Origin of the sequence: Virgibacillus sediminis (genome assembly GCF_042643265.1) — a bacterium.
Classification (GTDB): domain Bacteria; phylum Bacillota; class Bacilli; order Bacillales; family Amphibacillaceae; genus Virgibacillus_O; species Virgibacillus_O sediminis.
This window is the reverse complement of sequence record NZ_JBHRRZ010000036.1, coordinates 13325-36156: the sequence shown is the minus strand read 5'-3', so window position 1 is coordinate 36156 and position 22832 is coordinate 13325. Positions and strand designations below refer to the sequence as shown.

General features: G+C 42.6%; 18 protein-coding genes. 3 read left to right on the top strand and 15 right to left on the bottom strand.

Annotated features, from left to right (window positions below):
- Positions 1–29 precede the first annotated feature (29 nt).
- The 9 genes from ACFODW_RS13905 to ACFODW_RS13865 form a co-directional block, all read right to left on the bottom strand.
- Positions 30–1229 carry a cystathionine gamma-synthase family protein gene (locus ACFODW_RS13905; protein WP_390307383.1) on the bottom strand — a complete coding sequence of 400 codons (1200 nt, stop codon included), beginning with the start codon at positions 1227–1229 and terminating at the stop codon, positions 30–32.
- 13 nt (positions 1230–1242) lie between these two features.
- Positions 1243–2241, bottom strand: a complete 999-nt coding sequence (locus ACFODW_RS13900; protein WP_390307433.1) for a cyclodeaminase — start codon at positions 2239–2241, stop codon at positions 1243–1245.
- Positions 2220–3461, bottom strand: a complete 1242-nt coding sequence (locus ACFODW_RS13895) for a M24 family metallopeptidase (RefSeq protein ID WP_390307382.1) — start codon at positions 3459–3461, stop codon at positions 2220–2222. Before ACFODW_RS13895 ends, ACFODW_RS13900 begins: the two co-directional genes overlap by 22 nt.
- 478 nt (positions 3462–3939) lie before the next feature.
- On the bottom strand, positions 3940–5625 hold the full coding sequence (locus ACFODW_RS13890) for a PucR family transcriptional regulator (protein ID WP_390307381.1): 1686 nt from the start codon (positions 5623–5625) through the stop codon (positions 3940–3942).
- Positions 5626–5866: 241 nt separating this feature from the next.
- Positions 5867–7288 carry an aspartate ammonia-lyase gene (gene aspA / locus ACFODW_RS13885; protein ID WP_390307432.1) on the bottom strand — a complete coding sequence of 474 codons (1422 nt, stop codon included), beginning with the start codon at positions 7286–7288 and terminating at the stop codon, positions 5867–5869.
- A 679-nt stretch (positions 7289–7967) separates the two neighbouring features.
- Complete coding sequence (locus tag ACFODW_RS13880; protein ID WP_390307380.1) at positions 7968–8141, bottom strand: hypothetical protein; 174 nt, start codon at positions 8139–8141, stop codon at positions 7968–7970.
- An 84-nt stretch (positions 8142–8225) separates the two neighbouring features.
- Positions 8226–9506 (bottom strand): nickel-dependent lactate racemase, encoded by a 1281-nt coding sequence (gene larA / locus ACFODW_RS13875; RefSeq protein WP_390307379.1) that lies wholly within the window; start codon positions 9504–9506, stop codon positions 8226–8228.
- Positions 9507–9588: 82 nt separating this feature from the next.
- The gene (locus ACFODW_RS13870) at positions 9589–10716 is read right to left on the bottom strand and encodes a 2-keto-3-deoxygluconate permease (RefSeq protein WP_390307378.1); all 1128 of its coding nucleotides are present in this window, start codon (positions 10714–10716) and stop codon (positions 9589–9591) included.
- Complete coding sequence (locus tag ACFODW_RS13865; protein WP_390307377.1) at positions 10706–11866, bottom strand: glycerate kinase; 1161 nt, start codon at positions 11864–11866, stop codon at positions 10706–10708. Before ACFODW_RS13865 ends, ACFODW_RS13870 begins: the two co-directional genes overlap by 11 nt.
- A 148-nt stretch (positions 11867–12014) precedes the next feature.
- On the opposite strand from ACFODW_RS13865, the gene ACFODW_RS13860 reads away from it, so the two are divergent.
- On the top strand, positions 12015–13100 hold the full coding sequence (locus tag ACFODW_RS13860) for a CdaR family transcriptional regulator (RefSeq protein WP_390307376.1): 1086 nt from the start codon (positions 12015–12017) through the stop codon (positions 13098–13100).
- 365 nt (positions 13101–13465) lie between these two features.
- Positions 13466–13720: a GlsB/YeaQ/YmgE family stress response membrane protein gene (locus tag ACFODW_RS13855; protein ID WP_390307375.1), complete on the top strand. Its 255-nt coding sequence runs from the start codon at positions 13466–13468 to the stop codon at positions 13718–13720.
- 160 nt (positions 13721–13880) lie between these two features.
- On the opposite strand, the gene ACFODW_RS13850 is transcribed toward ACFODW_RS13855, so the two are convergent.
- The 6 genes from ACFODW_RS13850 to ACFODW_RS13825 form a co-directional block, all read right to left on the bottom strand.
- A complete protein-coding gene (locus ACFODW_RS13850; RefSeq protein WP_390307374.1) occupies positions 13881–15974 on the bottom strand; it encodes an acetate--CoA ligase family protein in 2094 nt (697 codons plus the stop codon).
- Positions 15975–16163: 189 nt separating this feature from the next.
- A complete protein-coding gene (locus ACFODW_RS13845; protein WP_390307373.1) occupies positions 16164–17468 on the bottom strand; it encodes a TRAP transporter large permease in 1305 nt (434 codons plus the stop codon).
- A gap of 18 nt (positions 17469–17486) precedes the next feature.
- Positions 17487–17990 carry a TRAP transporter small permease gene (locus tag ACFODW_RS13840; RefSeq protein ID WP_390307372.1) on the bottom strand — a complete coding sequence of 168 codons (504 nt, stop codon included), beginning with the start codon at positions 17988–17990 and terminating at the stop codon, positions 17487–17489.
- A gap of 73 nt (positions 17991–18063) precedes the next feature.
- Positions 18064–19140, bottom strand: a complete 1077-nt coding sequence (locus ACFODW_RS13835) for a TRAP transporter substrate-binding protein (RefSeq protein ID WP_390307371.1) — start codon at positions 19138–19140, stop codon at positions 18064–18066.
- 211 nt (positions 19141–19351) lie between these two features.
- Entirely contained in the window at positions 19352–20125 is a 774-nt protein-coding gene (locus ACFODW_RS13830; RefSeq protein ID WP_390307370.1) for an IclR family transcriptional regulator, read from the bottom strand.
- Positions 20126–20653: 528 nt separating this feature from the next.
- Complete coding sequence (locus ACFODW_RS13825) at positions 20654–21199, bottom strand: DUF5412 family protein (RefSeq protein ID WP_390307369.1); 546 nt, start codon at positions 21197–21199, stop codon at positions 20654–20656.
- Between the two features lie 217 nt (positions 21200–21416).
- Here ACFODW_RS13825 and ACFODW_RS13820 point away from each other — a divergent pair, with 217 nt between their 5' ends.
- Positions 21417–22691 (top strand): benzoate/H(+) symporter BenE family transporter, encoded by a 1275-nt coding sequence (locus tag ACFODW_RS13820; protein ID WP_390307368.1) that lies wholly within the window; start codon positions 21417–21419, stop codon positions 22689–22691.
- The last annotated feature ends 141 nt before the right edge of the window (positions 22692–22832 follow it).

Genomic DNA, 22832 nt, shown 5'->3' with positions numbered 1-22832 from the left:
ACACTCACCTCATTAAAAAACTCGTACTATTAAACTTTTAACGCACTCATTACATGGTTAAATGCTTGTTCAAAATCAGCAATTAAATCGTCAATATCTTCAATTCCACAAGACACTCGAATTAGTCCTTCAGGAATTCCCATTGCTGCACGTTCCTCTGGTGTACATTCCACATGGCTTGTCGTACGGGCAGGTCCTACAGTTGTTTCAACTGCACCCAGATTGGCTGCTCTGTTGGCCAATTGTAATTTTGGAAGCAAATTTCTAACTGTATCTACTCCGCCTTTTACCGCGAAGCTTAGCATCCCGCCAAAGTCTTTCATTTGCTTTTTGGCAATATCATGATTAGGATGTTCTTCAAGGCCAGGATAGTAAACGGCTTCTACCATATCCTTCGTTTGTAAGTATTTGGCCAGTGTCATGGCATTTGAACACTGCTGGCGTACACGAAGGTGAAGGGTTTTCATGCCGCGTAAAGTCAAGTATGCCGCCATTGGGTCCATTGTTGCCCCATTAATTTCACGGTAATGATAGATTTTCTCGACAAGCTCATGGGCACCACACACAACCCCACCCAAAGCATCTGCGTGGCCACCTAAGAATTTTGTTGCACTATGGATAACCAGGTCTACTCCAAATGAAAGCGGATTTTGATTGATTGGGGTACCGAATGTATTATCAACAATTACAAGGGCTCCCGCATCATGGCCGGCCTTTGCCATGCGCTCAATGTCCGTAATTTTTACTGTTGGATTTGTCGGTGTTTCCAAGTAAAGGATTTTACAGCCTTTTGCAACTTCAGCTTCGATTGCCTCGTGATTGCCTGTCTCACAAAGTACGACTTCAATTTGCTGACGTGGAAGAAACTCTGTAAAAATTTTGTTCGTTCCTCCGTACGTATCTTTAATAGAAACAATTCGATCACCAGGCAATAAAAATGTTGCTAATGTATTGCTGATTGCAGCCATTCCTGTGGAAAAACTCGTTGCTGCTTCTGCATCTTCAAGAATCTTCACTTTATCTTCAAATGACTGAACAGTTGGATTTGTGTTTCTCCCGTAAATATGCCCTTTTTTCTTTCCAGTTGCTACATCATACCATTCATCCATATCATCGTAGTTGTATGCTACGCTAAGAACAACAGGTACTTGAGTTGCCCCATGAACCAAATATTCTTTTTCCCCTGCCCATACTGCTTTCGTACCTGCTTGAATGTTTTCGTTTGTCATATAATCACTCCTCTTAGATTTTTAATTCTGTATTATTTTCAATTTTTAATCCTAAACCCCGTTTGGTCATTTCGTTGAAAGCAAAAAGCGCAATAGCCGTATCTTGAACTCCTGTTCCTGTTAAATCAGCAATGGTAATTTGTTGATCATGCTCTCTGCCTATCAATCGTTTAGATGTTAATTGGCCTAGCTCAACAACTTGAGATTCATTTAGCAATCCTTGCTCTAGAGCATGGTGCAATTCTCCAAGCCGGGCACACTGTGCTGTCGTATCGCATACAAGCCTATCTGCCCGTGCAAGCACATCCACCTCTAGTTCTTGTTTATCTTCTGCGTCAGACCCCATTGCGGTAATATGAAGGCCTGGATGCAGCCATTCCGCTTTAATAATCGGCTCTTTTGCAGGTGTTGTCGTAATAATTAAGTCACTGGATCGCACAGCTTGTTCCGCACTTTCCGCCACGTGAACGTCAACTCCGAGTTCTGCATGCATGTCTTCAGCATATTTTTGAGCCTGTTCCGGTGAACGAGCATACACGAAGATTTTTTTAAAATTGCGAACTAATTTTAAAGCTCTTACCTGGAATCTTGCTTGACTGCCTGCTCCAATTACACCGACCGTTCTAATGGTTTCTCGTGACAAGTACTTCGAAGCAATCGCTCCAGCTGCAGCAGTTCTAACTTCCGTTAAATAACCATGATCCAGAAGAAGCGCCTCCGGTGTTCCTGTTTTTGTACTGATCAGGATCATTAACCCGTTTCCGCTAGGCAATCCGAGTTTAAAATTATTAAAAAATCCGGAAGAAACCTTGAGTGCAAACATGTCTGCACCTGTAATATAGGCTGTTTTTACATCTACCTCACCATTTTGATCATGGACATCGACACGCATGATTGGCGGCATTTCCACTTCATCGTTTGCTAGTTTCGTAAATCCTTCTTCGACAACCGCAATTGCTTCACGATTTACCTTTATATAGGATTTAAGCTCTAGCTCGGTAAAGATAAACAGTCTTCTTCACCTCCTTTAATCGTATTGATTAATAGATTTGTGGTTGGAACTGTATCCTTGATAAATAATTCTCTTGGAAGTTTAGCGAACGTTTCGCAGCCAGTTTCGGTCACTCTTAACGATTCACTTGCTTCAAATCCATAGTTATCCAACCAAATACCTGGAATGAGATGGAATGTCATATTTGGTTGAAGAATGGTTTTCTCCCCTTTGCGTATACTTACTGTATGCTCACCCCAGTCAGGTGGGTAGTTAAGACCCATCGCATATCCAATTCGGGATTCTTTAACGATACCGCTTTTTGAGATTGTCTTTCTCCACGTTTCTTCAATTTCTTCACAGGCAATACCTGGCCTAATCATTTCCAGACAAGCGTTCAAACCTTCAACCACGATATTTGAAAGCGCTTTAATTTTGTCGGATGGTTTACCTATATTAAGTGTTCTAGCGAGTGGTGAATGGTAGCGTTTATAACATCCCGCCAATTCTAATATGACGGTATCTCCATTTTTATAACGCCCATCTGTCCAGGTTAAATGTGGTGTTGATGTTTTCTCGCCAGATGGAAGCAACGGCATAATGGCAGGATAATCACCACCGTATTCTGCTGTTCCTGCAACTTGTGTATGCAATATTTTTGCTGCTGCATCACATTCACGAACACCTGCATCAATTAATTCAATCCCAGACATCATAGCTTTCTCAACAAACAAAGCTGCATGTTTCATATATTCAATTTCCATATTTGATTTGATGAGTCGAACCCAGTTTACTAATAAAGTTGCATCCTGAAATTTTGCGTTAGGCAATCCCTTTTCCAATTGTTGGTAGCATTTTGCCGTAAAGTAATAGTTTTCCATTTCAACACCGATTGAACGTTTATCCTGACCTATTTGTTTTAGAATATCAGCAACAAAGTCCATTGGATGTTTTGTATCTGAATGAATATAATCCTCTGGATAAGGTATAATGTTTTCATGATAAAGCCAGGAAGTTGCTTTTACTCCGTTTGCATCCATAAGCCTTCCAATCCAAATTGGTTGATCTTCGTCAATAATAATCACTAACATTTGATGGACATAAAATGACCAGCCATCATAACCAGAAAGATAGTTCATATTAGCCGGATCTGTAATAAGCAATACGTCGATCCCTTTTATTGCCATTCTTTCTTTTGTTTTACGAATTCTCTCTTTATACTCTGCTGTACCAAATGTCATGGATAATCCCTCCTGGCTGTTTTCTAAAATGGTTAATCTATGCTTTCATTATAGAGTGGAGCGATAAAAGTATCATCTGCAAAAATGTATGAAGATTCTAATAAACTTGTAGTCAAAATAATTAAAAATATAAAAGTGTATAAGTGAGTAAAAGGATGGGGGGAGTAGACAAACTTAACGTTGCGTATCAAGTACCCTACTCGGGGGATATCTGATGCCGTTTTGCAAAATCTCTCCTATCAGCCCAACTACTCAATGGGTTGACGAGAGAGAGAGTCTTTCATTAACCTCACACAAGAAAAAAATCCTTCTAAAAATTTAAATAGACCTTACAATAATCCTTGATCATTGTAAGGTCTATTTTCCATTTCGTTTATCGTCAATTGGCCAGGTGCTCCTGCAACATTTGATGTTAAAACTACGCCTGCTTCATTACTTCTCTCTCCAAAATGGTTAGCTTATATCACACAAATTCAACTTACATTAATTTCCAAATTTTTATGCTTAAATCCAATAAAAACAAATCATCAGGATCAATGAGGGAAAGTCCTGTTAAAGATTCAATCTTTCTAAGCCGATACAACAAAGATTGTCGGTGCAAAACCAAGGATCTTGCTGTTTTACTTACATTTCCGTGATTTTGGTTGTATGCAATAAAAGTTCCGATTAAATCCATATTCCGCTGCTTATCATATCGAACAAGAGGATCGATAGTAGAAATAATCACTTCTTTCATGTCCTCGTTTTGTGACAAATTTAAAAGTACCCTGTCAACACGTGTATTGTCATACAACATCCGATATCCAATTCCCTTTTTTCGTCTTCCAATCTGTAAGGCAATTTTTGCATGGTAATAACTTTCAGACAGCCCTTCCAATTCATCACGGTGATCCCCGATTCCCCAAGATATGACAACCTCTGGAAGCAAGTTTCTTAATCGGCGTTCCACAAGATCTAAAAAATTATTGTTGTTTTCCACCACGGTTTTACTCGGATGCTCTAAGAAAATCAGCAAATATTCCTCATGATATGTCATTAGAACTTCTTTTGTAAGGGATTGTGCAGCATAGAAAACTTCTTCTTCAATGTACCTAATCATATTTTCAACCCAGTGATTAAAAGAATAATCAACACTATTTGTTTTTTGAAATAACACCTGCAAGTTTTCAGGATAACCAACAATGCAAACGTATGGGAGCCTTATATCGTACCCAAGTAATTTCGCTCTTGCATTCGCCTGGTCAAAAGAAGCAAATTCTCCTTTAGCAAGCTCTTGTACAAAGTCACTGCGAAGTCGCATTTTCGTCTCTTCAATTGCATTTTTTCTCGAAAGCCAAAGAGCGATAGTAGTGGAAGCGTGTTCTAAAACGTTTACACGAAACTGTGTTAAATATTTCTCTATAGAAGTGTTAGGTGCCATCTGTACAAATATATAGCCTTGAGGATCACCTAATACTTGCAGTACCGGCATTTGCAGCATCACCTGGTCTTCAACTTCTATCACTTGAAACTTTTGAAACATGGGATCACGTGTTAAAGGTGAATCCTTTTCTTGGGTTGGAAGAATTCCTTGTAAAACAGAGTTCTTCCAATCCATTATAAAATCATCTTTGTAACCGACCTCATCAAGGATGTTACCTGAACGGTCCGTTATAATAACAGGGCTGTCAATCTGATTTTGAATAAATTTTGATATGCGATGGAGGTCTGTTTCTTTAAGAATTAATTGTAACAGTTTCTGTTGAACCTTCTCAGACTTTTCCCGTTCTTTGTGTTGAAGATCGTTTAGCTCTTTCATAACCTTCTCAGTAATACTGGAAAATCGGATTTCCCACGGGAGTTCAATTAGCACGAATTGATGCTTGTCGGCTAATTCAATGATTTCATTAGGGATATCAAATATATACCTTCCTAGCGCAATCATAAGTGCCGATGCTTCAGAATTGATAACATCTTGTACAAAGGCTTTGAACGTTTGCAAATCATTATTACATCCAATTGCAGTCGTTAATACTACCTCATTTCGTCGAACGAAGTTTTCAACCGGCCTTTCCATTACGGAAATCCATTGCACAGTCCTTTCGTTAACAAAGTCTTTTCCAGCTACCGTTCTAGCGTTTTGCATAATCTCGTAATCTAATATATTTTGAATGGTTAAACTCATGTTGCCCCCCCTCGGACTGCCTAAGACTAAAGAACAAAAATACAAGGCCCCTTAAGCTGATGGCCATCGCTCATCTACAGCAGAATAATTACAGAAAATTCCTCTCTCATAAAACTCTTCTACTAATAGAAAAACATATTATATGAATAACGTCTACAATGAAATTATACTCTTCTGAAAAAATAATTTATTAATACAATTCTTTATGTTTTTTGCCGGTATTAGTGGGAGTTCAATATAATTAGTTATTCCCGATTAAAAAGGCCGCTCCAGATATGCCTGGTTCTGTCATTTCATAAGGATTTAATATAAGATCAAGTTCTTCTGTTGATAATAAACCATACAGCAAGCATAGTTCTCGAACGGATGTACCGTTTATAATCGCTTCCCTTGCAATTTGGGCTGCCGTTTCATAACCGATATGCGGGTTTACTGCCGTAATAATTCCCACGCTTTGTTCCACATAGTGCTTCAATCGATTTTCATTTGCCTCAATGCCTTCCAGACAGTAAGTCGTAAAAACTCGGAAGGCATTGTCCATAATACTGATAGATTGAAGTAAGTTAAATACTAATACAGGTTCCATTACATTTAATTCCAGCTGCCCAGCTTCCGAAGCTAAACAGATCGTATGATCATTCCCTATTACTTGAAATGCAACCTGATTGATCATTTCAGGAATAACAGGGTTTACTTTACCTGGCATGATGGAAGAACCTGGTTGACGGGCTGGCAAAATGAGCTCACTTAAACCAGCTCGTGGACCTGATGACATGAAACGAATGTCATTCGCTATTTTGGACATATTCATCATACATACTTTTAAAGCAGCTGAAACTTCTGTATATGCATCCGTGTTTTGTGTGGCATCAACGAGGTGTTCAGCTCCTTTAAGCGGCAATCCACTAATATGGGATACGTGTTTGACTACTTGTTTAATATAGAGGGGATCGGCATTTAAGCCCGTCCCTACTGCAGTTGCCCCCATATTTACTTCATATAAATGCTGCCTGGATTGTCTAATGCGTATAATGTCACGTTCTACAACACGGCTATATGCTTCAAATTCCTGACCAAGCCGAATAGGGACAGCATCTTGGAGATGGGTTCTTCCCATTTTTATGACATGGTCAAATTGATGGGCTTTTTTTATAAAAACTGTATGCATTTCTTGCATTGTCAGTAATAGTTTTTCTAATAGATGAAGGACGGAAATATGGATAGCAGTTGGAAAAACATCATTGGTTGATTGTGACATATTTACATGTGTGTTTGGACTTAGCTGTGTATAGTCCCCTTTTTCTTTGCCCATTATTTCTAAAGCTCGATTTGCAATAACTTCGTTCATATTCATGTTAATGGACGTACCAGCACCACCTTGAATCGGATCGACCATAAAAAATTCATGCCATTTCCCGCCAATAATCTCATCCGCCGCCTTAACGATTGGGTCCCCCAAACCAATGGATAAGCGTTTCACATCCATATTTGCTAAAGCTGCTGCCTTCTTAACCATTGCAAATGCTCTAATTAAACCTTCATGAATTCGATAACCTGTTATTGGGAAGTTTTCAACGGCACGTAATGTTTGGATCCCATACAATGCTTCCTTTGGCACTTCCTTCGATCCTAAGAAATCCCTTTCAGTTCTAACATTCTCCATACGGTTGCCACGTGACATAATCTCACCCTTTACTAGTAAAAGAATAATTTCGAATTAACTTTAACAATATTGAAAGCCCAACATTATGCCCGCTTATTATGACAGCGATTTTACCCTCTCGATTGGAGATTCTCTTTCCTAAAGATGTTGCAATGCCTGTTGCAGCGGCTCCTTCCAAAATAATTCTATGTTTGTCCATTATACGCGTCATAATGTAAGCGATTTCATTTCCAGCAATAAGAACTATATTATTCATAAATTCCTGAACCATTTTGAATGTGTATGGATTATCAAATCTTATACCCTTAGCAAACTATTCAACATCACGGATTTTTCCTTTCTCTTCCTACTCTTGCGTTTCTGATAGAAAGTCATATTTTAACTTTATATCTTAAGATAAATACTAATCTTCTCTAACAGAGATATCAATTGTCAAAACTGGCTATAAATTGGAGGAACTTTTCATACAATTTAGTTAGTAAAAGTTTGTATCGGCGCTTAAGGAGATGGAAATTTCGGTAGTAGCCGATGTTTATGTTATATAAAAACACCATTCATGCTCTAAACTCCGAATATGTATCTATCAACCTTCATTATGCACAACTAAAACAGCCCCTACCATATTATCAGGAAAAAGATGTACATGGTAGAGGCTGTTTTTATAAGAAACATCGATGTTCTACATCATCATGATTTGTGATGCCAAAATATAGATCATCCCGGCTGCCATCGCCACATGGCCGATACAAATTTTCGGCAGCCACTTTCTAATGCCGCCTGCTGACTCCTCAGTTGGCTGGGTGGTGCAGGAGGAACAAGTGTATAACTGGTTCTTTTCGGATGGTTGGCTCATGGGAGTCACTCCTGTGCTTGGTTGAAATATATCCATCCATTATAATACCCCACTCCGTATAAAGCAATGGATCAACCCTAAACTCTAAATCGCTCCGACACTCTCTTCCACAAATGGAATAGTCAGCGGGCCGAGCGGCATGACAGCGACACGCATATCCTCCCCGTATTTCTGCTTCAGTTCTTCCAATGTCTTTTCAATATTGCTGCTCGGCTTAAGCATGGTGTTGCGCACCTGTTCCTCGCTCAGCTTGGAATATACATAGACATCGGCCCAGACCTGGATGACCGCCTGCTTCTGTACCTGCCACTGGTCGAACATCTTGAATTCCGGATCATTGATGAGGTCCAGCAGCTCCTGCGGGGTTTCGGCCATTTCGAATATCTTGGCATAGTTCCCATGGTTCGGCAGGCCGTCCGAGCATTCGGAAGCGACGATGATCGAACCGCCTTCCTTGACGATTTTATGTGCCGCACTCATGCCCTTCACAGCTTGATACAGATTCTGGTCGAGCGGATAGCCGGAGTTGGAGGTGATCACGACATCGAACCGCTCGTCACAGCGGAACATCGCGTGCTCTCGGACAAATTCACATCCCTTGTCATGCGCCTCATACAGCTCACCGGCGAACACATTGGTGATCTCCTTTTCGCGGTTCAGGCTGACATTCAGCATAAAGTCAGGCTTGCACATGCCATTGATCTCGCGTGTCATGTCCTGAACCGGGTTATTGACCATATTTCCCCAGGTGGAGAGCGGGTCGCCGATCATGCGGGCATTATGGAAGGTCATGATTGTTTCAATGCCGGCAATGCCTGGCATGATTCCCTTCGGCCCGCCGGAAAATCCGGCAAAGAAATGGGGCTCGATGAAGCCGGTAACGATGCGGAAATCGGATTCCACATACTCCTTGTTCAAATACACATCACAGCCGAAGCTGCTTTTGCCTAAATTGACGAGGGAATCCTTATCATGGCATTGGTTATTGATGATCCGTACATTGTCCACCACCCAGGACCCGAGCATTTGGACAAACTCCTCGCGTGTCTGGTCGCGGTGTGTGCCGGTGCCGTTGATGATGACAAAGTTCTCCAGCGGTACATGATCAAGCTCCTTAATCAATAATGGCACCATGATATGGTTCGGCGTCGGCCTGGTGATGTCGCTGATGACGATGGAGACGGTATCGGTCGATTTCACCGCTTCCTTCAGCGGCTCGACATGCCCGATCGGATTTCTCAGTGCCCTCCGGATGGCTTCTTTTTCATCCTCCATCTTCGGCAGATTCTTCGGCTCGATGACAAGTGTGTCATCCGGCAGGTTCAGGGGCAGATTTTCTTTTCCATATAGTAATTCGGTTTGCATAGTAAAACCCTCCGCTCTCGTTGTTTTGTATGGAATGACAAGAAGCTTACCCTACGCTAAAAGCAAAGGGTAAGCGGATACATTAATTGGCCGCTGCTTCTTTCGCACCTTGACCCGGCACTTCTTTTACATCCACTTCATCCTTGGTTGCATCAATTCCCCGCTTGCGCTGATAGCGGTCGATCAGAATGACACCCACCGGACAAAGCAGGGCTGTGGTGATGGTGGAAATCGAAATCTGGGCCGTCGCGATCGGCACAATAGCCTGAATCGCTTCATACTCCGCTGCCGTCATCGCTCCAGAACTTGCGGCAGTCGCAGCTGCAGCGGCAACGGCTGCCGGTGTAGCTGCGGCATTACCTGCTGTCGAAGCCTCGGCAACGGGCGCAATGACACTTTTTTCACGGAACAGCCGGAATGCTACGACACCAGCAATCCCTGTCAGGAAGAACGTCAGGGCAGCAAGTGTCAACCCACCGGCAAGCACGTCTGGATTGAAGAAGTTTGCCAGGTTCATCCCCGCGCCTAGCGAGAATGCGAAGAATGGAATGGTGAGTGATTCACCAGGCTTCAGGAATTCCCGGATTTTCGGATCCAGGTTGCCTAAAAGCATGCCGATTCCCAGCGGCAGCAGGACAGCGATAAACGAAATCGCCGGGAAAGCGGTTCCTAAAATCCCCAAAGCTAGGAGTGTCAGGAACGGGCCGTCGTTGATCGCAAGAATGGACAGCCCACCGACATCGGAACGGTTGCCATACTGCCCTGTGAGTGCTGCGTACATGCCGCTGTTGCTGTTCGTCATCCCGGCAATGATTGCCAGGGTGGACAGTCCGAACAGCCCGCTCATCGGATCAAAGAAAAATCCGAATGCCATCCCGACGGCAAGCCCTGTCAGGTATTTCGAGGTCGTAATCAGTGCGCCTTTTTTCAGCGCCTTTCCCCCTACCTTCAAATTCATCTGGCTGCCCACACAGAAGAGAAATAGGGCAATAAGTACAAGGGCACTATCTTTGAAAAGTTCCTGTGAGAATCCCCCAATTCTCAGAAACTCGTAATACCCCTCTTCGGTCTGGGGAGCCCCCAGGAATTCCAGCCCTTTCATCACCGCCGGAATATGCATTTGGTCAATCGTATTCAATGTTGCCCCCAACAGGAGCGGGATGACCATCAGCCCGCCCGGGACTTTTTCAATCGTATCTTTAATCCGCATAGGAAGGACCCCCTTGTTTGATATGATAGAAGTGTGTACGTGCCACCTGTTCTGCACTGAACTCAAGCAGTTCACTAGCTTTTTCCATAACTTCTTCCAGTGGCAGCGGCTCCTTCATGAGGCTGTGGATGCTCAGCACCCCGTATTCATAAAGGACCTCCACCCCATCCCCGATGGAACCTGCGATGATGATCGTTGGCACATCCTGTTCATATGCCGCCTGCGCTACCCCGAGCGGCGTCTTGCCAGATGAAGTCTGATGATCGACTTTCCCTTCGCCAGTGATGACCAAGTCGGCATCTACCAGATAATCTCTCAACCCGCTGTATTCCAGCACCACATCGATTCCCCGCTTCATTTCCCCAGGGAAAAATGCCTGGAACGCACCGCCGATTCCACCGGCAGCACCCGCCCCTGGCTGGTCATGCAGTCTGATGCCTACCGTCTTCTCCACTACATCTGCCCAATGGGTGAGATTGCGGTCCAGCAGGAGGACCTCTCTTTCCCCCGCCCCTTTTTGCGGGCCAAATATATGGGAAGCCCCTTCCTGTCCGACCAGTGGATTCTGTACATCCGAAGCAATCAGGAAGCTGCTTTTCGCAATGCGCTTGTCAAATCGATCCAGATCAATTTTCGCCACCCTATCCAGCTGGCCGCCGCCAAAGCCGATATCTTTCCCCTCTTTATCCAGGAGTTTTGCTCCAAGGGCTTGAAGCATGCCCGCTCCGGCATCATTGGTCGCAGATCCGCCGATGGCCAGGATGAAAGAGGTGTAGCCGGCATCAAGCGCATGCTTGATCAGTTCCCCGGTTCCATAAGTCGTCGCCTTTAATGGGGAGAGTTTTCCCTCCGGTATCCGTGCGAGTCCAGAAGCCGTGGCCATCTCAATCACACATGTCTTCCCATCCCCGAGCACACCGTATTCCGCTTCGACCCCATTGCCGAGCGGTCCGGTCGCAAGCACCTTCCGCACCTCACCGCCGGTTGCGGTCACGAGCGTTTCCATCGTTCCCTCGCCTCCATCCGCTACTGGCAAGCAAATGGCCTCGGCATCCGGAAGCGCTTTGCGGATTCCCTTAGCTATCGCATCAGCCGCTTCTACTGCCGACAAACTGCCCTTGAAGGAATCAGGCGCAATTACAATTTTCAAATCATCCACCTCCCGTAAACGTTTTCATTTTGTCGATGTGTCAATTATATGAAAGTTGACGAAACTTGGCTATGGCTATACCATATAAAATTATCAGGGTAAACCAATTGAAATTTAGTCATACCATACAAAGGAGCTGGCTCAAGACATGTTAACAAGGAAAATTGCGAGGGCAATCGTGAGAGAAACCTCCAGGCGGATCCATCGAAACGTCAATATTATGGACGTCGGCGGCAGAATCATCGCCACCAAAGACAAATCCCGGATGGACTCCTTACATGAAGGAGCACTCCACGTCCTAGAGAGCGGCGAACCGCTATTGATCCATCCGGATGACAGCGGCACCTGGGAAGGGGCCCAGCCCGGGATCAATTTGCCGATCCTTTTTAAAAATGAAATCATCGGCGTCATCGGCATCACCGGTGACCCGGCGGAAATGGAAGACATCGGGGCATTGGTCAAAATGACGACCGAATTGATGATCAGGCAGGAGGACATCGCCTCCCAGCTGGAATGGAAGCAGCGGACAACAGACATGGTCATCGAACAGCTTCTCAGTAAGGAGCCGTCCTACAGTGACATCGAACGCGGCCTCGGCAGACTCGATTTCCAATTGACACCCCCGTTCTTGGGCATCCTAATCGAGATTTCCGACTGGACGGTTTCCAGCCGGGTACTGGTCGAGCGGCTGGAAAACAACCTGGGCACCCGCAAATGCCTGATCGGCTTTACCAACATCCACCGCCTGTTTATCGGAATCACTGATTTTGCCAGCGAGCAGGCGGGAAAGATGATAACATCCATTCAAGAGACCATGCATGACTTGAACGTGCCATTCCGGCTGTCCTACAGCCTGCCCTTTCCAGCAATCGAAGGCTTTCACCAATCCTATCTCGACTGTGACCTGGCACTGAGGCTGAGCAATGCCGACAAAGAGATCATCCCTTTCACGCAGATGGAAGTCAAAGCACTGATCCACCAGCTCGAACCCGTCATGGCCGACCGCTTTTCCAGCCGCGTCCTCCAAAACCTTGACCAGACGAAGAGGAGCACTCTGAAAAGTTTCTTTGAACAGAACCTCAACATCCAAAAGACGGCCGAAAGTCTATATGTACATAGAAATACACTGATCTACCGCATCAATAAGATCATGGAAGAAACAGGATATGACCCAAGATGCTTTGAAGACGCACTGATTCTGCAGGTGGCCTTATGGGTGGAAGAGAGGGAATAGTAGTGTTTTGTGAGTGGGGGTATGAGGCCCGACTGGGAGGTGCTGGCGCCCGAGTGAAAGGGTGCGCGGCACGAGTGGGAGGTGCTGGCGCCCGAGTGAAAGGGTGCGCGGCCCGACTGGGAGGTGCTGGCGCCCGAGTCAGAGGGGGCGCGGCACGAGTGGAAGGTGGTGGCGCCCGAGTGAGAAGGTACGCGGCCCGAATGGGAGCTGGTGGCGCCCGAGTGCGCATCCCGCCGCTTGAGTCCCTACTCCCCGTTACCCCCGATTGCCTCCCTTCCTCTTTCCTGTTTAAAAATCTCCAATTTAGGCTATGTAATTAATACACCGTTAAGAAAAAAGCTTTTTATAGGAGGTATTTAGATATTATGAGTTTTATTTGGAGTTTAATCGTAGGTGGTATTCTGGGTTGGTTAGCTAGCCTCATTGTTGGAAAGGATGTACCAGGCGGAATCATCGGCAACATCATTGCCGGGTTCATCGGCGCATGGATCGGGTCTTCCCTGATGGGTGACTTTGGCCCAGTTATCGGCGGGTTTGCGATTATCCCGGCATTGATTGGTGCGATCATCCTCATCTTCATCGTCAGCCTGATCATGAAGGGCATGAGGAAAGCATCCTAAGTAGAAGGTAATTAACTAATGGCCTGTTTTTGTCAGCAGGCCATTAGTTATTTACATAATGTTAACAGTGATTCGATGAATATTCACTGTTGTTTCTGAAATTCAAATTTAAATGCAACATCAAGAATACCTCATCAACCGACCTCAATTTTCCCATATTTTATTTACCTATGATAAGAGCATCTACTGCTGTAACTCCCTTCCCCTTTTCATGAACAATTATTGGATTAATATCCAACTCGGTAATACTATCACCTAGATCGATAATCATTTCGGATATCCTAACGATGACCTCGGCCAATACTTCTATATCAACCCTGCTTTTGTTTCTCACTCCCTCTAAAACTTGATAATTTTTAAGAGATTTAATCATTTTCAATGCCTGGTAATGGTTCAAAGGGGCCGGGTGAATAACTACATCTTTCATCAATTCAACAAAAACCCCGCCCATTCCGAGCATAATGCTTGGGCCAAATGTTTCGTCATTTAATGCCCCTACAATTACCTCAGTTCCTACTGGTGCCATTTCTTCAACTAAAATGCCATCCAATTCTCTAGTAGGATGACAGGCTTTCTTATTTTCCATAATCCTCTTATAGGCACGGCTAGCCTTTTCATGAGAATTAATATTAAGCTCTACCAACCCATAATCACTTTTATGCTCAATTTTGGAAGAGACAGCTTTCATCACTAGGGGAAAGGTCCATTGCTCATTTTCCAGATCTCTTATACTAGTGATCATTTTTCCTTTGGGAACCGTAACCCCATATTCCTTTAAAAGTTGTTTACTTTCCCATTCATTTAATGTCCCATTTATTTTTAAGTGTTTTTCATCCGTTATTCTTGTTTTCTCCTTTTTTCCATACTCTATACCTCTATTATTCCTATAATATTTTCTCACATTGGAAAGCGCATTAATCGCCCTGGTTGGGTTAGGTATCCAACAGATATCTCTGTGCTTAAGGACTTTTTCTTTAGTTTCTTCAGAGATTCCTGACCAGCAAAATATTAACCTCTTATTTGAACTTTTTGCAATATCAGATAACCTGGGTAGTATTGTCAGGAACTTTTCATCTGTCATTTGGAGATATAGGACCAACGAATCCACATTTTCATCCTGAAGAGTGATCTCCACTGTATCGATGATCATCTCCGGAGATTGAGCTACCTGCGCAGTCATATCAACGGGATTTTTAACCGAAGCAAAACTTGGGAGAACCTGATTCAGCTTCATTTTTGTACTATTTGCTAATTCAGAAACAGCGATCTTTCTCTCTTCGCACCGGTCTGTCATAATTATTCCTGCCCCTCCTGACTGAGTTACTAATGCTACTCCTCCTAGTTTTTCAGGGTTCACAGTTTTAGTAAAAACTGCTAATGTATCCGTCAGTTCCTCCTCATCTGAAACTCGTACTATATTATTAAGTTCTAAATAGTTTTCATATATCTCAGCATTTCCCGCAATAGACGCAGTATGAGAAGTGGCTGCCTCCGCTCCTTTTTTAGAATTTCCCACTTTCATCAAAACTAATGGCTTTTTATTTTCATGACATGCTTTTATCGCATGATCCATCTTATTAAAATCTCGAGCACCCTCTAAATAACCTCCAATTACTTTAACATCCTGTCGTCCTGCTAAATAATGAATATAGTCAAAAAAGTCAGTACCCGCTTCATTTCCAGATGATACGAAATAATGGAATCCAATTCCTATCTCCTTAGACAAGGTATAAGAAAGGGTACCTAATGCACCGCTCTGGGTAACAAATGCTATTGAGTCATCTGCTGCCGGCTTTAGGCTTGAAAAGGAAGCAATAAACCTTTCTTTAAAGTTGGCCACCCCTATTGTATTAGGACCGCAAATTGGTATACTTTTTTCTAAAGAAAACTTGGAAATTTCACTTTCCAGCTTAGCCCCAGCTTCTCCTGTCTCTGCGTATCCCGAACTTAAAATAATTATACTTCTAACCTGTCTTTCGTTGAGTTGTTCTAAAACTTCCATCACTTTAGCTGAACTTACGGATACTAAAACTAAATCAATGTTTAATGGCAGGTCTGTGATATTCTGGTAACAAGGATATTCTTCTATTTGTTCATATCTTGGGTTAACTAGATAGACTTTTCCTTCGTAGCCTATTTCTTTTAGGTTGGATACGAGCTTATATCCAATCTTCCTTTTATCTCCGGAGGCTCCAATTACCGCTATAGATTTTGGAGAAAGCATAGAACTTAAATCATTCGTTTTAGTTAACAAGGTAAACAATCCCCCAATACTATTTATATTCTAGTAAACATAGTTTAGATTTTTCCTTTTGTCCGCCCTCATAGCAATCAGATGACATAGCGTAACATTATTTATTAAATTCCATATCAATAAAATAACACTCCGTTTTCCACTATCCGTTCATCATAAGATAATTCCCCTCAGTTTATATCGAACAATCTAATACATATTTTCCGGTAAAAATAAAGCTATTTCCGGAAAGAGATAAAGGATACCGATAACGATTATAATTGGAATAATAAACAACGAGGTTCCTTTAAATATATTTCCCAACGATAAGCTAGGAGCAGATCCTCTAAGAACAAAACAATTCATTCCTACTGGAGGAGTTATCATCCCCATTTCCATTACTAATACAATTATCACTCCAAACCAAATTAGGTCCAATTGCATCATGTTTATCAGTGGGAGTATAATAGGTAGTGTGACTACAACCATAGCTAAGCCATCCATAACAGCTCCTAACAGGACATACATTAATATGATAATTCCAAATAAGGCGAAGTCCGGTAAAGTCAACCCATTTAAAAAATTAGCCAACATGATTGGCACCCTCGTAATTGTCAAAAAGTAATTAAGAATGAACGCCATTATTATTATCGCGAATAAAAATCCTGTTGTTTTTAAAGTAGATGACATAGCGTGGATGAAAGAGGGAACGGTTAATTTTCTTCTTAATAAAGCAATTGTAAAAGTCGCAAAAGCCCCTATGCCAGCCGCCTCCGTTGGGTTAAACCAACCTAGATACATACCGCCGATTACAACGAGAAACAACAGAATGATCCATACCGTAGATTTAAGTGAAGAGAATCTAGCCTTCCAGGTGACCTTCGTGTTTTCAAAAGGGGCCATCCCTGGTTTCATCACAACTACTATATACACAGTAAGCATATAAAGCACCATAAGAAGAATGCCTGGAATAATTCCTGCGACAAGCAATTGACCTATAGATTGTTCGGTCATCATCCCATACACAATGAATAGTGTGCTTGGCGGAATTAATACTCCTAATGTCCCACCAGCAGCGATGGATCCCCCCGTAAGAGATTTATCGTAGCCAGCACTGAGCATTTCTTTGGAAGCAATCACGCCCATTGTTGCGGTATTAGCTAGACTTGAACCGGAAGCCGCTGCAAAAATAGCAGATGAACCAATAGTAGCCATTCCTAGTCCGCCTCTTAGTTTGCTTAGCCAAAGACGAAACGTGTTGAACAACTCAGTGCTTATACCGCAGATATATAGTAATTCACCCATAAGTACGAACATTGGAATCGTACTGAGAGTATAGCTAAAGCTATGATCCCAAATAATCGTTTCAACTGCAGTGGACAGTGTATTAAAATCTTTCAGATAAAGAATTCCCAGTAAGGCGGGAACAACCATAGAAATAGCAATTGGGATTCCTAAAAACATCAAAAGGAACATTAAGATGACCCCAAGCAACCCTATCATTTCAATAGGCAATAGATCCGACCTCCTCTCCTATCCATCTATTGTTTTTGACGTAAATAACTCCATAATAGAATAAATAAGTTTTAGTAGCGCTTCTAATCCCCACATCAAGAAACCCAACACGATAATAAAATCGAAAGGGTAATAAGGGATCTCAAGTAGGCCTGTACTTAAATGCATATGATTTTTATGGTTAAATGCTACTTCTATATAAATAAAAGTAACAACAAGAGTTGCAATTAAAGTTAATAGTTGTGCCAAAATGTTAATTAAATACTGTGCTTTGTTAGGGAATTTTTTTACAATAAATTCTATGCTGATATGCCCATTCACCTGATGAGTGTATGCCAATCCGCACATAATAAGAACCACCATACCTAGCTGGATTACCTCCACATCTCCTATAATAGGAGTAAATAGTAATCTGCTGAAAACAGCTGCAGTAATAAAAAACATCATAAAAGCCATAGTTAGCAGTGCTATAGATCGGAGTAAATTCGACAAGGTGTTAATCACCTTTGCTAAGAAAATCATTGGACAACTCACCCCTTTATTTTGGACAAGCTTCTACCTCTGTGACTCTGGGTAGAGGCTCCCAGTTCATTTACTAAAACGGTACTGGATAACCTGCATCTTCCAACATATTAAATAAATCATTGATCATTTGCTCGCCGTCGTAACCTTTACTATTTGCATCTTCCACCCAGACTTCCCATGCAGGTTGACCTAATTCTCTAAACTCATTAATCTCTGAATCCTCTAGGTTAATAAATTCCCCTCGACCAGAGACGGCTTCCTTTAATTCCTTATGGGCAGCCTCTAGTTCTGTTTCGTAACTTTCCGTAAACAGTCTAGCCAGAGCAGGATTTAATTCATCACTAAACATTTGCTGAAGATCCTCTGGTAGCCCTTCGTAGAAATCTTTATTCATTATAGGTATCATGGGAGTAACAGATATTGCTAGTTCCGTAATATATGGCGCTGGCTCGTAATACCCAGTCCCGACTGCACCAATAGGTGTATAAAAAGTTGTATCAATCATACCTTTATCAAGCCCTTCGTAGGCATCCTCGGTAGATAAAGAAACGGGAACACCGCCTAGAGCTTTTACGAAAGCGTTTTCACTTTTGCCATTCACTCGTATTTTCAATCCTTTCAGATCTTCAACTGCCTTGATTGGCTGAGTCGAAAAGAGATCATAGCCGTCTGTTGCGGTGGGTGGCATAACAATAACGCTTTCTTCCAGTTCTTCATTTGCATACTTCTCTCCAAACTCTGTTAAAATATCAACTGCTTCTGCTGAGCCTTCAAACGCAAATGGTAAATTACCAATCGTATAAGGGAAAAACTCTGTATCGTAAAAGTAATTTGCTACAGCTAGGCTGACATCATATAAACCGCCACTAACATCTTGATATACCGAAGAGGATTTCCCTAAGGAACCCCCATGATGTATTTCTACAGTTACACGCCCATCCGTTTTTTCCTCAACAAGTTCTTTCCAGGGATCCCAAACATTATAGGCATAATGATGAGCCGATGACTGCCAATTGTTTACTACCAGTTTATATGTTCCCTCCCCTCCATTGTTAACGCTTTCATTTCCTCCCGAACTTGCTGCATTGCACCCAACCAATACCCCAATCAAAAATAACAACCCCACAATAATTCCCCAGCTCTTCATGCTACTTTCCTCCTTTTTAAGTTTCTGCTCAGCAAGTACCTTATACCGATAAATGGTATAAGGTACCATTTATCGGTACGTAATTCAAATTTTAACTGACGGTAGCAAAAAAATCAAGGAACTTTTCTGATTATTTTATATAGACAGTTTATTCTCAATTTAAGTATGATTGAGCAGTAATAATGTAAGGGCGAATGTCTGGATGGGGTGACTATTGATTTTCAACATTTGTCAAGTTAAGGGATATAGTAGCTGCTGTCTCCTTTAAATGAGTAATATAGTAATCAACCTTTTCCCTATTTAACCGAACGGTAGGCGCACTAATAGTGATTGCTGCAATCACCTCATTGAAAGGATTGCATATAGGAGCACTAATGGCTATTGCTCCCTCCACTCTTTCCTCCTCACTTATAGAATAGCCATCTTGTATAATCTTTTCTAACTCTCCCCTTAACTTTTCTGTGTCGAGAATAGTTCGTTTTGATATCGGATTAAACTCTATCTGATCTAATAATCTATTCCTTTCTTCTAAGGGTAAATAAGCCAGCAATAATTTTGCTGAGGCTCCAGCATATAAAGGGGAGGTTTGCCCTACATAAGAGATAGTGGTCAGTTCATGTTTTCCCTCCACATACCCAATACATTTTCTCTCACTTTGGGAAATGATATTTAATGAAACGGCTTCGCTCAATTTGTCACGTAATTGTTCCATATACCGTTTGGATATGGTTAAGAGTTGGGAATCTTTCTCCACAAGCTGTCCGAGAAAGTACAACCCTATTCCTAGTTTATACGTTTTCTTTACTTCATCTTTCTCTAAAATCCCATAGCCAACCAATGAATTTAAAATACGTTGAAGGCTTGATTTAGAAACCCCTAATCGACGATGCAATTCAGCTAACGATAACTCTTTAACATCTGTAGAAAATGACTGCAATATTAGCATAGCTCTGTCAATAGTTTGCATAGAATCAATTTTTGACATAAAAATAACCCCCTCATTATTGTCTATATTTATATTTAAAATCAACTTAATAGGTACATGAAGTTTAAAATAACTCAAACTTTCCCTCGAAGACTATTATAAGCTCTTAGACTATATCAATCATATGGTTTTATCCAACTTAAGATGAAGGGTTCTTTTTTCTTTCGTCGATCTTTTAACTAAATGTTTTGTTTAATAAAAATCACCTATGTTTATGTAGCCGCCTTTCAATACTCCTCACTCGGTTTCAACCGTAGTTTGCACCTATGAATACAATCTGAGGCATTATTTCTATTACAACGCTTCACCATGTAAAGGAGGAGCATAAGTCGGCCTTTGTCAAAATGGTTTCTCTATTCCACGTGACAAATAGTCTATGTCAGCAAAAATTTCATGGCGGTGCTTTCCGCATTCCAAGGAACACTCACCTCCTAAATAATTTAGAGCCGTATGCTGCCGCCACATAGTCAAAAAATCTTTTTCACAGGAGATATCTCAGATAGCCTGTTAATCGAAGCAGGCCGTCCATTAATTTTGATAACAGGCCTCATACTCCCCCATCATCAGCCAACTCCCGCACGCCAAACCGCTGTCATGGTATATCTCTTTCTCTACATCTAATTCCATACTTCGATTGGTACTTGGAAACCCGGGTTCTTCGTTGGTTATTTCCAGTGTATCTTCATCTTTCCATTCCATAGAAAAGCCGCTTTTTGCGTCACTGAAGTAAATTGTCTGACTGGCACCATCCCTCTCCTCAAAGCTGATGTCCACCCACACATTGACACCGCCGGCCGCTCCCCCATATGTTTCATAGTAGGCGTTGGCCGTATATTTTTCAGTCGGGGAAGGCAGCGGCCCTTGAAAAAATTCTCCCTTTAAACCATCAAAGGTAAAGAAAAAATTCTTATATCCAATCAGGCCTATACTGATCAATAAGCCGGTGGTCAACATAAGGAAGCTCTTTTTTGGATATGAATCCTTCTTTACAAGAAAAAGCGCAAACTGAACACCAAATATAATAAAGATAAGAATAGTTAGTACTAGACTAATAAGAATAAAAGCATTCATCATCTCCAGCCCCCTCCCCCTACCTTAATAGTTTCCACCCTCCACATTCCAACTATATCACCATTAATTTAGGTAATTACCCCTAGATATTTCGGAAAATATTGAATAGTAAACAGTTTTCTGTATAATAAACTGTATCATTTTATAAAGTTAGAGATGCGAAACCGCCTAGATTTGACACCCTTCATTAACAGAATCAGGTGAGGAGGCAGCTGCCGCTATGGAAGGAAAGCATTTTGAGTTTGGCAAGAACTTTAAGGATTTACGCCGGACACTCAATATCAATACAATGAGTGCCGGCACGGTCGGAGGTATTTTTGGATGTACAGGCCCTGCCTTGATCATTATCGGCGGAGCGACAAGCGGCGGGCTGACGTATGCAGAAACCATCAGCTGGCTGTTCGCCGTTTATTTTTTCAGCGGTTTGCTGGGTATATACTTAGTGCTAAAATACCGTCAGCCTATTACTGGGGCGCACAGCATCGCCGGGGCGGTGCTTGTTGCCGGGTCGCTGACACATTTTTCGCTGAACGAAGCGATTGGTGCCTATATCATCGCCCATATCCTGGTTATCCTTCTCGGAGCATCCGGTTTCATTGATAAAGTGATGAAGTGGATGCCCACCCCGCTCATCATGGGGATGATTGTCGGGGTGATGATCCATTTTGCCATCGATATGATCACCTCTATTACAGTTTCACCTTTACTAGCAGGATCGGCCATCGTGGCATTCCTGTTGTCATCCCGATTCCTCAAAAAAGTGCCGCCTGTTTTGACGGCTTTGGTCGCCGCAGTTAGCTTGGCATTTATGACCAACGCCTTCCAGTTCCAGAATCTGCCGGAGTCACTGACACTGCCGCAGATCATTATGCCGTCATTCAGCATTGAAGCCATGGTCTCGATCGGCATCCCGCTGGCATTGCTCATCATTTCCTCGGAAAATGCCCAGGCAACGGGAGTGCTGATGGCACAGGGGTACAAGCCACCAAATAATGCGATGGCCATTTCAGGGTCGACGGTCGGCATCATTGCCGCATTCTTCGGCGGCCATTCCATTAATATCGCAGGCCCATCCACGGCGATCAACTCTGCGGAAGAAGTGGGGGAAAAAGAAACCCGATATGCAGCCGCATTCACCAACGGAGTCATCTTCGTAATCTACGGCGTATTCGCTTCCGTCATTGTGCCTTTCGTGATTGCCATGCCAAGTGTGATTGTCACTGTGATTGCCGGACTTGCCATGCTGGGCGTGCTCATTAATTCTTTGAGAACCGCTTTTTCGGATGAACAATTTCAGATGGGGGCATTCTTCGCCTTGATTATCGGAATGTCCGGCATCAGCTTTTTCAATGTCAGCGCGCCATTGTGGGCGATTATCGGAGGGCTGCTTGTTTCCTTGCTAATTGAGAATGAACACTTCTCTTCCAAGCTTAAATTGGACAAAGCAAAAAAAGCGGAAGCCGTTCCCGCCGAAGAACGGGCAGAGTCCTTGTAAGGGACATACGAACTTATCCACGCAAATCTAAAACTGGTTTTCCTGTCCCCGGGAAAACTAGTTTTTTTCTTTTGTTTAGGCTTTCAATATATAGGGAAGCATAGGAATATTCCTTCTATTATCAGTTTTTCTTTTCCGAAT